This window comes from Mucilaginibacter sp. OAE612, assembly GCF_041806395.1.
Taxonomy (GTDB): domain Bacteria; phylum Bacteroidota; class Bacteroidia; order Sphingobacteriales; family Sphingobacteriaceae; genus Mucilaginibacter; species Mucilaginibacter rubeus.
The window spans coordinates 4748250-4765806 of sequence record NZ_JBGMUW010000001.1; the positions used below are offsets into that span (position 1 = coordinate 4748250).

At 45.0% G+C, this 17557-nt stretch carries 9 protein-coding genes; all 9 read right to left on the reverse strand.

Annotated features, from left to right (window positions below):
• Positions 1–8: 8 nt before the first annotated feature.
• Complete coding sequence (locus ABID99_RS19575) at positions 9–3830, reverse strand: malectin domain-containing carbohydrate-binding protein (protein WP_373614850.1); 3822 nt, start codon at positions 3828–3830, stop codon at positions 9–11.
• 2 nt (positions 3831–3832) lie between these two features.
• Positions 3833–4816, reverse strand: coding sequence for a glycoside hydrolase family 95-like protein (locus ABID99_RS19580; RefSeq protein WP_373614851.1), 984 nt, complete (start codon positions 4814–4816; stop codon positions 3833–3835).
• Positions 4743–6641: a glycoside hydrolase N-terminal domain-containing protein gene (locus tag ABID99_RS19585; protein ID WP_373614852.1), complete on the reverse strand. Its 1899-nt coding sequence runs from the start codon at positions 6639–6641 to the stop codon at positions 4743–4745. Before ABID99_RS19585 ends, ABID99_RS19580 begins: the two co-directional genes overlap by 74 nt.
• 5 nt (positions 6642–6646) lie before the next feature.
• Positions 6647–9403, reverse strand: a complete 2757-nt coding sequence (locus ABID99_RS19590) for a hypothetical protein (protein WP_373614853.1) — start codon at positions 9401–9403, stop codon at positions 6647–6649.
• 221 nt (positions 9404–9624) lie between these two features.
• Positions 9625–11172: a glycosyl hydrolase family 65 protein gene (locus tag ABID99_RS19595; RefSeq protein WP_188832948.1), complete on the reverse strand. Its 1548-nt coding sequence runs from the start codon at positions 11170–11172 to the stop codon at positions 9625–9627.
• A gap of 3 nt (positions 11173–11175) precedes the next feature.
• Positions 11176–12189, reverse strand: coding sequence for a zinc-binding alcohol dehydrogenase family protein (locus ABID99_RS19600; protein WP_188832947.1), 1014 nt, complete (start codon positions 12187–12189; stop codon positions 11176–11178).
• Positions 12190–12466: 277 nt separating this feature from the next.
• Positions 12467–14119: a UxaA family hydrolase gene (locus ABID99_RS19605; RefSeq protein WP_373614854.1), complete on the reverse strand. Its 1653-nt coding sequence runs from the start codon at positions 14117–14119 to the stop codon at positions 12467–12469.
• An 8-nt stretch (positions 14120–14127) separates the two neighbouring features.
• Positions 14128–15624 (reverse strand): tagaturonate reductase, encoded by a 1497-nt coding sequence (locus ABID99_RS19610; protein WP_373614855.1) that lies wholly within the window; start codon positions 15622–15624, stop codon positions 14128–14130.
• 24 nt (positions 15625–15648) lie between these two features.
• Complete coding sequence (locus ABID99_RS19615; protein ID WP_373614856.1) at positions 15649–17550, reverse strand: glycoside hydrolase family 105 protein; 1902 nt, start codon at positions 17548–17550, stop codon at positions 15649–15651.
• Positions 17551–17557 lie beyond the last annotated feature (7 nt).

Here is a 17557-nt window from a genome sequence, read left to right on the forward strand (position 1 = left end):
TTAATATTTTATTGCATTTCGATACCCGAAACAGCCAAACCATCGGCCTTAATTCCTGTGATTACCAGCTTATAATTCCCCGCGTTGATACTTGTGCCCGTATTGGTTGCAACCGTGCCAGATTTATTTTTAGCAACCGGTTTAAAACTCAGTTCCTCCTCCTTCATCACCGTACCATCGGCGGCCAGTAATTGCATTTTTGCCGTAAAAGTTTGATTGCTCTGGTTATAATATTTTATGCGCAAGGCGTACAGATCGGCAACACCCGGTGTTAACACGAATGCCACACTGCCGCTTGCCACGCTGTTAAATTTAATTACTTTTTTTCCGTTCAGGGTGTCGGCTATTAAACCATCGCCTTTTATCTCAGCCGTCTCCGCTTTATAACTTACGGTTTTACGAAGGTCAGTAGCAGGTTGCAGCGAAGTAACAGGCAGCACCACCACAGTGTACATGAACCTGCCTTTATTTTCGCCTAACGTAACTACATCAGCCTTTTTAAAACGTTTCCTGTAAACAGCCAGTTGATGCCCCCCATCGTAATCATTTTTTACAAATAAACCGGTATATTCATAATCGGCAACCCAATCTGTCCTTTGTGATGCCTGTACATCCATAGCAACATAAACATCAGCATCGGCATTTAAAATAAATGAACCGGTTTGCGTCTGGGCTGAATTAGCAGTGCTTATCCAATCGGCCCCGTAAAATATTGGCGGCAGATCGTTAAAGGTTCCCCCCGCATCGGTGTATTGTTTCTGGCCGATGTCCATCCAGCTTTTTACTACCCATTTATTATTTCCCTGTAGCTGACTAATTATTCCATTACCTGCCTGTTGTGGCTTTACTGTTTTGTTTAAAGTACTGATAGCAATAGCAGATATGATTGCTTCGCCGGCTGCAGCGTTTGGAAAAGATATGGTTAGCATCCCGCCTGTAACATGCGCAGTGATACTTTTTTTAAGTGCCTTGTCATACCCACCTTCTTTCCAGATATCAAGATTGCGGATCATGGTTTTGCCATTCAGGGCTACATCAAACAAACGCCAGCCCGAGCAGTTCATCCCGCCGCCTGTGCCATACCAGGGTTCGGTAAAATATAGTTCGATATGATAATCACCGTCCGGCACCGGGAAGTTGAATTTCAATTTATTCAAACCATACCTGAATGTTTGGAACAAGGCATCATCAGCCGTATTACCAATTCTATCGAAAGTGCGTTGCTGACTGGCAAAAAACTGAGGCATACCCGGATAATCATCCGTCCATGATGTGGAGCCGGGTTGATGTTTATTATCCTGGTGTTTGTCGGCCATCCAGGTATTGCCGTAGGTATCAGTATAATCCGGTCCGCCACAATTGAGGCGGTACAAATAGTTGTAATCCGCTTCCGGTTTAAGGATAGAAGGATTTTCTTTAGATAAATGAGGTGCAAAAGGCAGATGGTTCAGCATGATCTCATCATGCGCTACCTGCTTACCATTAACATATCCCACAGCATACAGCACATTGTATTTGATATCTGCGCCATGCCATTGAAAATGCGTGCCGATACCCTGTCGTTTTCGTATACCTAAAGACTCATGGTTGAGATCATTAAAAAGCTCAACCTCATCGCAATTGGAGTAAACAATGATGCTATCCTTCTTACCCGGAGTAAGCCAACGGTTGGGCCAGGTGTGCGATACAATGTAAACCATCGGCTCGCTACCTTTAGGCGCATAATTGGCCCTGTACATGTAAAACGCATCGGTTGGCTGCCCCCAAGGTGTAAACAAACCTTTATAGTTAACAGGGCCAACCCTATCCAGTTCCCGCTGCCCTTCGCCGCCTTGTGTGCGACCAGGGTTTTCATGCGAATAGAGCAGCCATTGAAAATGCCCCGCAACCTGATCTTTTACAGACCCGGCCAGGCGGACTTTGGTTTCCATCAATTGGGTCATACGGTCTTCACTCAGCGGCCCATTTGCATTGAAAGGGCCTTCGGTATGTAAACCAAGGCTTCGCCATGCACCATATTCGCCTACTAAGATTTGTTTTTTCAGGTCATCTCCATAGGTAAGCGGGTTACCGCCGTAGGTACCCGTCCAGTTTTGAGGTACGTCCCAATCGGTACCTTCGCCGCCATTACAGGTTGTTATTTTGCGTTGCGATGAGGCTGTAGGGTCAAGCTTGCGGATGAGATCGCTGCATTCCCGGGCAAAATCGGCCGGTAACTTACTTTCGTTTTGTAATCCCCATAATATTACCGACGGGCTATTGCGCCGTTCTTTCACCCAGTCAATCAGTAAAGCTTTGTAATTGGCCCTGAACTCCGGCGAATCATACCAGATATGTGCCGAATATTGCGGCCACCATAAAATGCCCAGCTTATCCCAATACTGCTGATATGCAAGATTATGAGGCTGATGAGCATCCCGAAAAGCATTAAAACCTGCAGCCTTTACCTGCATTACCCGGGCTTTGATTTCCTGCGCTTCAAAAGCCTGACTTTTGCCCATAAGGTGTTCATACTCGGCAATGCCATTGATAAAAACAGGCTTGCCATTGAGGTAGAAACGATTATCCTTATTATTTCGGCCAATGGGCCAGTTGATCCAGCGGATACCGTAAGAGGTTTGAGTTCTGTCAATCACTTTTCCATCGGCCCAAACCTCTGTTACCACATTGTATAAATAAGGTTTTTCCAACGACCATAAATGCACATTTTTAACATCGGAAAATTGTTGACTTACCGTATTAACCTCACCGGCTTTTAATATTTTTTTTGCTTTTGCTTGCGCGATAGTATTGCCAGCGGCATCAACCATGCTGTTTGTCACGGTTATCGCAGACGGCTTACCACTGTAGTTTTTAACTTCAGTTTCGAGATTAAGCGTGGCCGATTTTTCACGGACGGTGGTATCATTCCAGATATGTACACCAAAAGGTTCAATCCTGACGGCGTTAGTGACCATCAAATGCACCAGTCTGAAAATACCCATTGGCTGCGAACCTTCCGAAAAACCCGGATCATCGGAGCAGGCCCCGCAAACCCATGGCAAATCTTTGATAAACGAAGGGTGATCAGCCTTAACGCATAACAGATTTTGTTTGCCTGCTTTGATAGCATCCGTTACATCAATGGTAAATGACGTGCGCCCGCCCGCGTGATAGCCAACTTGCTTACCATTAAGCCAAACCGTAGCGTATGAGCCAACGCCCTCAAACCACAGGAAATACCGCTTATCATTTTGCTTATTTTCAAGCGGGAATATTTTACGATACCGTGCGATACCATGTCTGTTGCCATGTTTCAGGCGGCGATAGCCGCCGTATGTATCCCAGTTATGAGGAACATTTACCGTTTCCCATTTAGCATCATTAAAACCGGTTTGCTCAAAACCGGCGTTTGCCTTTGGGTTGTTATCATCGGCAATACTTTTCCAGTTGGTATTTAATGAGATATCACTACGCTGTGCAAAAAGGTAACTATGTGAAAAAAGGAGCAAAAACAGCAGTGAGGTGATCAGTTTAAAAAAAGAGAAACACTCCTCTCTGCTCATCTCAAGAGTAATAGTCAATGAATTGGCAATTCCCTCCCTTGGGAGGGGCCCGTTAGGATTGCGTGTTGGCAGGGAGAGGTTTATACGCCTTTGTAACGACAAGGCATCTCGCTGAAACCCCTCCCTACATCCTCCCAGGGGAGGGAATCGCACAGCCCTCCACACCTTAAACTCCTCTATTGTCTTTTTATAGGTTATTACTCTCTCAAAAGGAGAATCGCACTGCTCCCAAACAATTAGTTCTTTTTCTGCGATCTCTCTGTGATATTTTTGAGTTTTGCCCATCTTTATAATTGTTTCAGATCGGCGTCAAAGCGATAGCTTTTACCTTTTTGAGTTTCGACATCTATGGTCTTTCCGCCATAATTTAAGCGACAGGTTTTACCCAGTTTGGAAAGCACCTGCAGGCTTTTCAACCGACCATTTTGCCATTCAAAATCAAGTACAAAACCACCTCTTGCGCAAATACCTTTGATGCTACCTTGCGGTAATGCAGTTGGCAAAGCTGGAAGCAGTTCAATAACATCACCCTGACTTTGTAAAAGCATTTCGGCTAAACCTGCTACGCCGCCAAAATTTCCGTCAATTTGAAATGGCGGGTGTGCATCGAACAGATTATGGTAAACGCCTCCCTTCTCTTTCCCGGAAGTTACGTCCGCAGGTGATAACAGTTTGCTCAGCATCAGATAAGCATGATTACCCTCGTGCATCCGTGCCCAGATATTTACCTTCCAGGCAATGCTCCAGCCAGTGCCTTCATCGCCACGGTATTTCATAGATTGTTCGGCAGCCTTTAACAGTTCGGGAGTTTTAAGCGAGATCTCAGTGCCGGGGTAGACACCCCACATATGCGAAACATGCCGGTGGGTATCCGTCGTATCGTCCTTATCTTCCAGCCACTCCTGCAGCTGACCGTACCTGCCGATTTTATTAGGTGCTATCTGACTGTATTTGAATTTGAGTGTATCGGCGAAAGCCTTATCAATATTCAACACTTTGGCAGCTTCGATACAGTTTTTAAACAGGTCGCGAATGATCTGGTGATCCATCGTTGGCCCGGCAACCAAACCCCCATGCTCCGGCGAGTTGGATGGCGTACTAATGAGGTAGCCAGTTTTAGGATCTTTCACCAAAAAATGCACAAAGAACTCGGCTGCACCCTTCATTTCGGGATAAGCCCGTTTTTGTAGAAACTCTTTATCGCCGGTATACAAATAATGTTCCCATAACTGGTGGCAAAGCCAGGCAGCGCCGCCTAACCCAAATGCCATGATTGGATGCGTTAACAGGTACAGTACCGCGCCACAGATCTGTATTGTGATGCAGCACCCAACCCGGAGCACCGTAATGCTCAACCGCGGTTTCATGCCCGGTTTTGGAAAGGTCATCAACGATGCTAAAAAACGGTTGACTGCAAGCAGATAAGTTAAGTACCTCGGCAGGCCAGTAATTCATTTCGATGTTGATATTAGTAGTGAACTTACTGCCCCATGGCGGTGTAAGCAGGTTATTCCACAAACCCTGCAAATTCGCCGGGCCACCGCCCGGCCGGGATGAGGAGATCAGCAAATACCTGCCATATTGCGTATATAAACTGATAAACGAAGGATCAGGTGATTGGCTAAACTTCAGAATCCTTTCGTCCGTTGGCAGCTCCGCGTTTTCTCCCTTGCCTAAATCAATGGAAAATGCATCGAAATATTTTTGATAATCTCTGATGTGAGCAGCTTTGATAGTTGCATAGCCCTTAGTGGTTACAGCCGCAATTTGTTTTTTACAGATAGCCTCGGGATTGCCCGAGACATCGTGATAATTTTTAAAATTGGTTGCAGCTGTGAGGTAAAACGTAGCCTCGTTAGCTCCTGTAACAGTTATATTTTTGGGGCTTACTATAAGCTTGCCTCCTGCCGCCTGTACATGCAGATAACTTACGCCACGCAAAACACCACTTTTTACTTTTAAAGACAGCGCGAGTGTATAGTCATCAATTTTACGGGTTACATAGTTTCTATGCAGACTGCTCATTAACGCCTTCAACGTAATTTTACCCGGCTTATCGGCAGTAAGATGTACGGCCATCATCTGATCGGGCGTACTGCTGAAATACTCACGAGTGTAGGTAACACCGTTGGCTTTGTAGCTTACATGGGAGGTGGCATTAGTAAGATCAAGATCGCGTTTATAATCAGTTATATCCTGTTTTGGAAATTGCAGGTACAGATCGGCGAAGGGCTGGTAATCGGCATTGTAACGGGGATATGCCGGCGGGCTATCATCCTGGATGAAATATTTCCATTGACCGGCAAGGCTAATCCCATCACTTTCGTTTCCTTCGGGATAAACCGATAAAGTTTTAGCGTTGCTTGTAAATCCACCTTTATCGTAAAAATTAACTACCTGTACAGCGATCCTGTTTTCGCCGATATGTACCTTATCAGAAGGGATAATGTATTTCCTGTAAGCGTTACCCGATGTTGTGCCGATGTAATCTCCGTTAAGCCAGGTCCGGTCAATATCTCGTATCCTTCCTAAGCTAATTATTAGGTTTTTCCCCTTCCAACCGGCAGGAATATTAAAATGCTTAATGAACCAAAATGCACCATCCAAGCCTTCAAAACCGGGTGTTATTTCCCAGCCCTGTTCAGTTGGCAAACTGATAGTTCTAAGGTTATTATCATGAAATAGCACGTCCTGCGGTAAATGATACGAACTCATCATATTGAACCATTTCGCCGAGTCAGCCGCATAAGTAGCTTCATTGCTTTTCGTACCCATAAAATGCTGCTGGGCCATGGCCTCTGCTTCGGCTTGTTTGCCTTCGGAAAGGAGTTTGCGGATGGGCTCTAAATATTTTACTGCACCTTTGCGGTTATAGTCGCGCGGGCCTCCTGTCCATAGGGTTTGTTCGTTGTATTGGATATGGTCTTCGGTAACCCCACCGTAAATCATGCCTCCTATCCTGCCATTACCGACAGGCAAAGCATCCGTCCATTTTTGAGCGGGTTGTTTATACCAAAGCTTAAGGGGCTGCTGGGCAAAAGCTTGTACAACCCCAAGAATGAATATTACAATAAATAAGCTCCTTCTGCTACTCATAGATCTCAGTTAAAAAGCCAGCGTAAATCTTTGATATTACCTTCGTTGCTCAGGCCTGCATCATATACAGGCACATTTGCGTCCGCGTCAACAATGCCTAAAACCATTGCCGCACCTTTACCCAGGGTAAGCGTATTTGAACCCGCTTTGAAGGTATAGGTATGAATATTTACGGGCGGCAAGCCATCAATTTGAATGGCATTGGCAATTTTAATATCGGCCTGGCCAAAATCATTGGCGCTGGCATCTGTTTCCAATTGCGGCTCGGGCAGGTATTGAGGCAATTTACTATTGAAAAAACCAACCAGTACCTTTACTGGTCTATCATTTTTAAAACTGATTGTTGTACCGTTCTTCTGCTGATCGGTCTTGGATAGTTTTACACCTTTTAGAGCCGCCAGTTCTTTTGCGATATTTTTGATGGCTGCTGCTGTATCGGAAAATACCACTTCGCCGGCTTTGACCTGATAACTGCTACTGCCACTATTTTCAAACCTCACAAGTGCATCTTTCAAAACTACAACCTCCTTTTGTTTTTGCTGTGTTTGAGGCGATTTCAATGAATCGATATTTCTTTTAAAATTATCCAGTTCCTTTTGATAAACCGGCAAAAGCTCGGCCCAGGTTTTCATTTTGGCATCATTGCCTCCAACCGGGATTTTGCGTTGTTTGGTTTGCATGCTGTTGGCATACAGGTAAGCATTTTCAGTTAGTTTCACCAATTGCTTATAATAATCCAAACTGGTTTGCAACTCGGGTAAAGCCTTTTCCAGATCGGCAACATCATCTGAATATTTATAGCGCAACACCCATAAAGCTGCTTTTGCTTTGTAAGCATAATTATTGGCCATTGCGTTATAGCAATACATATCATTTTTTAAGCGGGCAAACTCGGCTTTATCTTTACTAATTTTCAGTGATGCTTCGTCGATAGCCTCAACAGCTTTTTTCCCTTGCACTATTACACTATCGATAACTTTAACCGGTGTTTCGCCTATGTGCGGCTGGTGCTTCCACTCCTTCTCGGCATACTCGCTCATCATTTCACCAACAGGGCTTTCGGAGTTATACAGCAGCGAAAACAAACCATACTTTTCAGGATTAACCAGTTGACTCATCAGCATCCCCAAAGTCATGGTTTGGCGGTTACCATCGGTGATCCCGAAACGCCGCAATAACTCGGGCGAGATATTGCCTGATTGTTCATAAGCTCTTAAAATTGCTTCGCCATGAACCTGATCGCAGCCATACTTATCGGCCAATTGCTTTGCCCAATAACTTATTTCGCCGAACCTTTCCCTTTTGCTATCCCAGGCATAGCGCGACCATGCCTTGTACCAGATCCAATCCCTCTCTAATTGCAACAGGCGCTTACCATCCGTTTTATCTGCTGTATAAGGCCAATCCCAGTACGACGCCTGCGGATACAGGTGCAGGGCATTTGCTCCATAAACAGTATGCATGGCCTGCACACATTTCTGAATAAAATCGGCCGAGCCATAGCGGAAAGGCTCCAGGTTGGCAAGGATATGCACATTTTCTATCTGCACGGTACCGATATTACTCAAAGTACGATGCAGATCAGCCCATGGACCATGTGGTTCATAAGTAGTAAGCGCCTCGCCGTTGTATTTGGCCATGGTGTACAGATTGTGATATAAAGGTTTGGCGTATTTCATCACTGTGGGCGCATCGGTATCATGCGCACGGAGCACAATCGGCGGCTCATCCGTGCGACCCAAGGCTTTTAACCCGTCTTTTACGCCCGGAATAATGGTTTGCGTAAACCAGTCGATATCATCCTGACCCGCACCTTCCATAGCCTCGCCCAGTGTAATCAACAATCCAACGTGAGGGTATTTTTGTACAAAAGCAGCAATAGATTTACGGGTATAATCGGCAATGACGGGTACGATGTGTCGGTTCCTGTCCTGCGTTTTCAGGTTATTTTTTTCGGCGAAGGGTTTGGATACGATGATGTTATAAAAACCCTGAATAAGCCAGATGCCACGTTTATCAGCTTCCTCGGCCAAAAAACTATAGATCTCTTCGTTTTTTTTGAAAGTAGCGTCATCAACCTCAACAGCGTAAGGATATTCCTTTACCCGTACCAGCGAGGCAAAAGGGTGACCATTCCACAAATACAAAGAGTTCATTCGGTTATGCGCCAACGAATCCAGATAACGGATCCACAAAGCTTTATCATAAAACCATGGGAAATTTTGCGGCGTGTATGGGTACTCATAAGTACCCCGACCGGGAAGTAGCGCAGGCTTTTGCACCCCAATACAGGTACCCCGCAAAACCATTTCGGGCTGATCATGCAGGTTGATATTTACGGGAAGCTTGTTATTTAAATTGATCCTATCCGCCAGTTCAAGACAGCCATAAAGCGCACCTGAATTATCGGCACCTGCTATCAGGAGTTTATTTTTAAGGCCGCTATCACTGATGATAAAGCCCTCTTTTCGGGGTTGACTATTTGCAGCAGCCGCGAATTTCTTAACCGGAGCATCGGTAAGCAGCCCAATAACTATTGCGCTACCGGAAGGCATTGCGCCTTTATAAGTTTGTTCAGTAACTGAATATCCCGCATGCTGTAAAGCCTGAATCAACTTTTGTACGCCATAGCTTATCCTTGCATGATGCTTAGATAAGGTAACAATGGTGACTTTTTTTGACTTTCCCTGTGCGTTTAAATTTGAATGAAAACAAGAGATTAATATAAGCAACAGCAGCAGGAAACGGTTAAACATCTTCATTTTCATTGGTATTTAGACAGGCGTACGCAGAGCCGGTTTTCAATATTTGAAGCGAATTAGCTTCTTAAACCTACTCTTTAGTTTTGAACTTAATTGGTTGTATAGTATTCAAAAATATCAGTACGCTGCTGCAATTTCATCTGATATTTTCTCTATCTACTATACGATATTATCATCATTAAAGCCAACAAGCCAATAAAAGAGAGAAAATGAGTCAGGATTTAACCCGGGAGTTTCACCAGTACATGTTTCAGTTGCGTACTCCGGGATATTGCCTTACCATCGGCATAAATGATAAAACCTTTGCCTTTGTGATATTTAGTACCGGTTTTATCCCAAACTACGCTGATAGTATGCCCGTGATAAAGCACATTATCCAGCGCAAACCATTTCCATTGGTTTTGGGGGATGAGCGGGAAAATTTCGAGTAGATTATCTTCACGAGGTTTCAGGCCAACGAGATTGCTGATAACCAAATCGCAAAAACCGGAGTGGTTGTAATAGCTGCTTCTTGGGTTATCCCCTTTAAGCCAGTAACCTGTTTTTTCATCCTGATACTCGCCCAAATAAGGCAGTCCGCGTTTGATGTGCGAAAGAGCATATTTATGCAGTTCATTATAAAAAATACCGGGTGTCATAGCGCCTTTATTTTGATAAGCCGTAAGCAGGTTAGCCAGGCCCTTTAATGTTTGCGTAGTGGCAAAAGGCCATACCGCACCGTCCCACTCGCAGCCGTGCCCGGTACCATGGGTACGGAATAAAGGGTGCCTGCGTTCGGCAGTGGTAATGCCCCATGGAGCGTTAAAACCTTTGATATCGGTTAGTTGATCCCATTGTTTGGCATAAACAGGTTTATCATCGGGCAGGTTAAAATACCAGGGGATAAAGCCCAATTCCTCGCGGGCGTTGGCAAAATGCCCGTCGGGTTTACGTACTTCAAAAAAGGATGCGCTGTCGTTCCACAAACTATCCTGCACCAGTTTTTTTAGCTCGATTGCTTTTTGTGTATACTTTGTTTTTAGCGAATCATTACCTGTTAGCGCAGCCATTTTTGACAAAGCCACGGCATTGCCATACATGTAGCTGTTAATAGTAGGCCGGATGTTTTTTATTTTGCGCCCCCCGCTGATACTTTCCTCCATCGCGTCGCGCACGTCGAACTGCCAGAACAATTTGGAAGGCAGCTGTTTTTCCTTTTCCCAAACATAATAATCAGTATTAAGCAAAGGCAAGGCTTGTTCAACAAATTTTCTATTAAGGTTTACGAGGTAATAATTGTAAACCGCGTCATCTATCCAACTGCTGAACGCATGCAAATGGGGCTTCTTTTGCTTAGGATCAACATATAGCCAAAAGTTGATATACTGATTGATGTACTGCGGATCATGCAGCCAGCGCCCCTCATAAATTTGGTGACCAAGCGCACTACTTGAACTATTATAAACGCCGGTAAAGCTAACCGGCGTTATAAATTCGGTAAAAATGAAGCCATCGGGTGTTTGTTTTAGGTGTTTCCTGAATGTCCACCAGCGATAGTAATAGATTTTTTGAATGGCCGAATCCGGACACTCAAACAAAGGCACATTTTTGGCAAGCCATTCGTAAGCATGATCGTTAGTGATGTAGTTTTTAACCGTTTCAGTGTCTGTCTTGTTAAAGCTATTGACATAGGTTTTCAGTTTATCAAAACCCAACACGTGCTTTTGCTGCGCAAAAGCACTACCTATCATGCAAAAAAACAGCCCGGTAAAAAACGTCTTTTTTATCATCACCTACACCTCTACAATAGCTTTAATAACCCCATTCGCCGGGTTTAGCCAGCTTTCAAACTGATCTTTTACTTCATCAAATTTTACCCGGTGGGTAATATAAGTTTGAGGATTGACAAGGCCGTTTTTCATCGACCGGATCACGTGTTCAAAATCCTCGCGGGTAGCATTCCGGCTGCTCATCAGCGTAGTTTCGCGTTTGTGAAATTCGGGGTGACTTACTATAATTTCATCGCGCTGTAAACCAACCAACACATACCTGCCGCCATGCGCCAGGTACAAAAACGCGCCGTTTATAGCCTTTTGATTGCCGGTAGCATCAATCACCACGGTAGGCATATCGCCATTGGTGATCTCTTTCAGGCGCTCATTCACATCTTCGTTTTTTACGTTGATGGTATAATCAACCTTCAAATTTTCTCTGCAAAAATTAAGACGCTGTTCGTTCACATCGGCAGCAATGACTTTTGCTCCGGCAATGCGGGCAAATTCCATAATACCTAAGCCGATTGGGCCTGCACCAATAACCAGTACAAATTCACCCGGCTTTACATCGGCCCGTCGTACCCCGTGAGCACCAATAGCAAGGGGCTCAACCAGGGCCAGTTCGTCAAAGCTCAAACCTTCGCCATGAACCAATAAATGTGATGGTACCTGCAGGTATTCGGCCATGCCGCCATCCGTATGTACACCACAAACCTGGATATTTACACAACAATTTGGTTTGCCCGAACGGCAAGCGATACAATGCCCGCAATTGAAATACGGAATAAAAGTAACAGCCTCACCTTTTCCAAAACCTTCGGCATCGCCAGCTTCAACCAGTTCGGCAGCAAGTTCGTGGCCTAAAATTCGTGGATAGCTAAAAAAGGGCTGAGTACCTTCAAAGGCATGCAGATCGGTGCCGCAAATGCCTATACGTTTTATTTTGAGTAGTGCATTACCCGGTTTTAATTGGGGTACATCAGCAGTGCCATAATCCAATTGACCGGGTGTTGTACAGGTTAGTATTTTCATTGGTGTTAAGTTAGTAGTACTAAGTCTGAAGTTAAATTCAACTTTTTATACTTAGAAACTATTTTAAATATATTCATTGCCGTTGGTTTTAACCAACGCTAAAAGCTAAAAGTCCTGGTTTTAGCCCAATTATACAAGCGAATTTAGGCTAAAGCCCTCTTATTGCTGCACATTATTCCGTTGGTTAAAACCAATGGCTATGATTTTATCTGTCTGTAAACTACATTCAATAAATTCAAGCCACTCTCAGAACTTATGAATTGAGACTTTTATCTTTTTACAACGAAACCCCTCTTTTCCAGGGAATAAAATCATCCTGACCGTGGCGCACAGCATGAACTTCAATTTCGCCGCTGGCTACTTTTATCACATAATCCAGGATGCGTTCGCCCGCCTGTTCAATGGTTTCGTCACCTTCTACAATAGTACCGGTATTGATATCAATAATATCGCTCATTCGGTTAAATAATGCAGTATTAGTGGCGATTTTTACAACCGGAGCTATTGGATTGCCGGTTGGCGTACCTAAACCGGTAGTAAACAATACGATATTAGCGCCCGAGCCAACCTCGGCCGTGGTCGATTCCACGTCGTTACCCGGGGTACACAACAGGTTTAGCCCCGGCTGTGTTACTTTTTCGGGATAATCCAGCACATCCGCAACCGGCGATGTGCCGCCTTTTTTGGCTGCCCCGGCAGATTTGATGGCATCAGTGATCAGGCCATCTTTAATATTACCCGGCGACGGGTTCATGTAAAAACCAGAACCGGCCTCTTCGGCCCGTTGGCTGTAGGTACGTACCAGATCGGCAAAGCGCTCGGCTTTAGTTTTATCCAAACAACGGTCAATCAGGTTTTGTTCCACACCGCAAAGCTCCGGGAACTCAGCCAAAATAACTGAACCGCCCATGGCCACCAACAAATCAGAAGTATAACCAATAGCCGGGTTTGCCGAAATACCGGAGAAGCCATCCGACCCGCCGCACTCCAAACCGATGGTCAGCTTGCTTAAAGGGGCCGGTTTACGGGTATATTGGTTAGCCTGCATCAAACCGGCAAGTGTTTGCCTGATAGCCAGCTCCATTAAATCGGCTTCTTTACCTGTTTTCTGCTGATCTAAAATGTAAAGTGGTTTGTTAAACTCCGGCGAGCGTTTATTGATCTCCTCTTGCAAGGTCTTCACTTCGGCATTCTGGCAGCCAAGGCTTAATACTGTTGCCCCTGCAACGTTAGGGTGCGTAATATACCCGGCCAGCAAACCGCAAAGCGCAGTTGAATCCTGGCGGGTCCCCCCGCAACCGCCTGTATGCGTTAGAAATTTAATCCCATCAACATTCGGGAAAACTTTATTACCAGCGCTTTGAGCAGTATCGCTGCCTATTTCGGTGTATAAAACCTCATCTATCTCCGCCCCTGCTTTTATTTTACCTATCAACTCCTGCGCTTTGATCTCGTATGTTTTTTTGCGACCATAACCCAAAGGTTTTACCAGGGCCTCCTGCAATACTTCAATATTTCGGTTTTCGCAAAAAACCATCGGTATTACCAACCAATAGTTCGCAGTACCTACGCTGCCGTCTCCGCGGTGATAGCCGTTGAATGTTTTGCCTTCCCATTTACTGATATCAGGCCTGTGCCAATCAGTATGGCTTTGGCCTGTTAAAAAGCTGTTTGCCGCATGTTTTACATTAGCGGTACTGAGCAATCCGCCTACCGGGATCAGGCTTTGAGCTTTGCCCACCAGTACGCCATACATGATGATCTCGCCACCTTCGGGAATCTCGGTAACAGCGAATTTATGCTTTGCCGGGATCAACTCTTTTACTATATAAGTTTCACCTTGGTAAGTAACCTGCTCATTAGCCTGCAGATCTGTAAGTGCTACAAGCACATTATCGGCAGGGTGTACTTTTAATATATTCTGTTTCATCTGTCCTACTATTTAATAGCGCTTATTTCCAGCTTTCCCTGTTCGTTAATAAGTTTAAACTGTGCTGTCACTGCTTCTGTAAAGCCAGGTAACGTTGTCAGATCGGTATCCCAAAGGCTTTTATTTTTAAGGATAGCTGCAATCGCTGTTTCCGCATCAGCTCCGTTCCATGCTTTGCTCAAATTAGGTGCCTGGTCGTCAGTTACCGCGTAATTATCCGAATGTGCTGTTCCGGTATATTTACCATCAGCCGTCTCGGTAATCTGCATAAAGCGGATAAAAGCTGCAAACCCCAGGGCCATCATTTGAGGCGCCTTATTGTTTTGTTTGTAATAGTTCAATAATAACGGAATAACCCGCATTTTAATTTTAGTAGCGTACTGCACCGAAATGCTCAGCCACTCGTGCCTGATGTTGGGGTTGCGGAACCTGTCGAGCACCTTGTTACCAAAATCACGGGCTACATCTTCATCAATCTGGTATGGGATAGATGGCATGATCTCCGTAAACATCAGTTGAGTGATGAATTTGGTGAAATGCGCATCGTCCATGGCTTCCTTAACCGTTTTGAAGCCTGAAAGATAAGCTACGGCACAACTCAAGGTATGCGTACCATTAAGCAGGCGAAGTTTCAATTCCCTGAACAGTTCAATATCAGGCGTAATTACAACACCCTTATCAGCCTGGGCAAAAGATAGCACTTCGGCTATTTTCTCATCGCCCTGGATAGCCCAAAGACTGTAGGTTTCGGACATGATACTGAGGTTATCGGTATAACCACGCTCGGTTTCCATGGCGTCAGTTAACTGCTGATCCGGCCTGCCGGGCACAATCCTGTCCACCAGCGAATTGCAGAAACTATTGCTGCTCTCCAGCCAATCCATAAAAGCAGGCTCCAGTTTATTCAAGTGAGCAAGCTCTAAAACTATGGCTTCCAGCTTTTTGCCATTATCGATAATTAGCTCGGTTGGGATGATCACCAAACCGGTATCCGGTCTGCCGTTAAATGCCCTGTATCGTTCATATAAAATAGCCAGCAATTTGCCGGGGAATGATGCCGGCGGATGCTTACGTACATCTTCCTTCACCAATTGGATGCCAACCTCGGTTGTATTGGAGATCACTATTTGTAAATCTTTGCTGCGCGCTATCTCCAGGATCTCTTCCCACTCGCCTGAGGCTGAAAGCACCCGGCTGATCGCCGAACAGATCACCTGCTCATTAACTTCTTCGCCGTTTTCAATCCCCTTTGAATAAATGGTGTACAAACCATCCTGCATATCAAAATCGGTAGTTGAGCCTTTATCGGTTGATTTAACAACTGCCACCCTGCCATTAAAAATGCCGGCACGGTTAGCCTTGTCGATAAAATAATCGGGCAGGCCGCGCAACAGTACGCCGGTACCAAATTGCAGTACCTTTTCGGGCAGGTCAAATACGTTAGCAGGAGGTAATTCTGCCGCCGGTACGGTTGTTTTGTTGAGGTTATATCTTGATAATATCATGTTCTTTTGAATTGTAATAAGTTACTATTTTTTTGTTTGAGGAATCTGCTTCACCAGCCAGCCTACCAAATCGTTGGCTGCTTTAAAGTTGTCATAGTCGGGTGGCAGCTTTCGGCCATCTGTATATTCGTTATAAAACCAGGGGTCGCCAACGGCAAACACAGTGCCTTTACCATATTTGGCGGTAGCTACGATGATGTCTTTGCCGTTAGTTAACCGCGGTACAGCGGGCTTGGTTAGCTGCAGGGTACTCAACTCTTTGATATAAACCTTGTGCGCCGTCTTGAAAATGGAATTATCCGAAGGGATGTTTATAGCTCCCTGCTCAAAATTGCGGCCGACAACCCTGTTAACACTATTTAGGTTAAAGCTGATACCAAACTTGGCCATCAGTTTGTTGAGGTGCGTAAATTCGGCATTACCGGTATCGTTGTTTAAAACCACCAGTACGCCGCCATTTTTCACCCAATTACTGATGGCTTTAATATGTGGTTCTTCAATATAGTTAGCATCCGGATTTTCCTTCGGGATATCGGGGTCAACAATAATATAAACCGAAGCTTTCTTCAAATTTATATCATCCGGCGCCTCACTTAAAGTTTTGGTATGTAATCCGTAATTATTAAAGATCCGTCCAAAAAGCGAAAATCCGTTATTATCCTGTTCCTCCCACTTGTAGTGGAACTGGATGCTTTTACCGGTAATATCCTTATGGTATTCGTTATTAAAATAACTATCTAAAAGTACGGTTTTGCCTTTACCGGCATTCAGATTGGCTAAACGTTCCATCTCTACACTGGCCAGCATAAATGAACCAACACCTTTGGTTTCGTTGGTGACAGTCTTTACCCCGGTATAGTATTCGTAACTGCCATCGCGATATGGTTCGCCACCTACGCCTACAGCACCTGCCGTGCCTTTCAGGTTTACCTGTCCATCGGCATCGGTTTCAATAAAGTTTTTGATGATACCATCATAAGCTTTTCGGGCAGCAGGCAAATATTTTTGAGGCAGATAGCCTTCCCTTGCACCTTTAGCCAACGCATACACAAACATGCACGAAGCCGATGCTTCCAGGTAATTACCTTTTTTGTTACCCTTGTCGAGCACCTGGTACCACAAACCTGTGCCCTGGTCCTGGCAAGCTTGTATAGCCACCGCAAGGCGCTTTAAAATGGCAACGAGTGCCGCTCGTTTAGGATGATTGGCCGGGAAATACGACAGCACATCAACCAGTGCCATCGCGTACCAGCCATCGGCACGGGCCCATAAACTGGCCGAAAGACCGGTTTGCGGGTTAGCCCAGCGTTCTTTTTTGCTCTGGTCCCAGGCATGATACAACAAACCTTTTTTAGCATCGCGCGCATGCTGCTCCATCCAGATAAACTGATCGGCTATCTGATCAAAGTCCGCATCCTCATGGTAAACGGAAGCATATTCGGCATAAAAAGGCTCGGCCATGTATAAGCCATCGAGCCACATTTGGTTAGCGTATCTTTTTTTATGCCAGAAACCGCCTTCAGGAGTTTTTGGCTGTTCGTCCAACTGTTTGCGAAGTAATGAAGCAGCTTTGTAGTATTTTTCAGTACCTAATACTTGTTGCAAAAACAACAGGCTACGGCCTGATAAAATATTATCCAACGTATAATCTTTGGCTTTATAGGTACGGATGGATCCATCTGCCTCCACATACCTGTCCATCGATTTCTGGATGTAAGTAAAATACTCACTCCGGGCCGATTGCTGCCAAACGCTTTGCAGCCCCTGCAAAACAATCCCCTGGTCATACGACCAGTTGGCGCCCGGTAACGAATCTGCCCAGATATGTATAGCCGTGTTAGCCATCCGCTGTGACCATGGCAGCGTTTGTGCCCTTAGCCCCAGGCCCGCGAACAGGAAAGCACATAACAATAATATTTTCTTCATTATACAG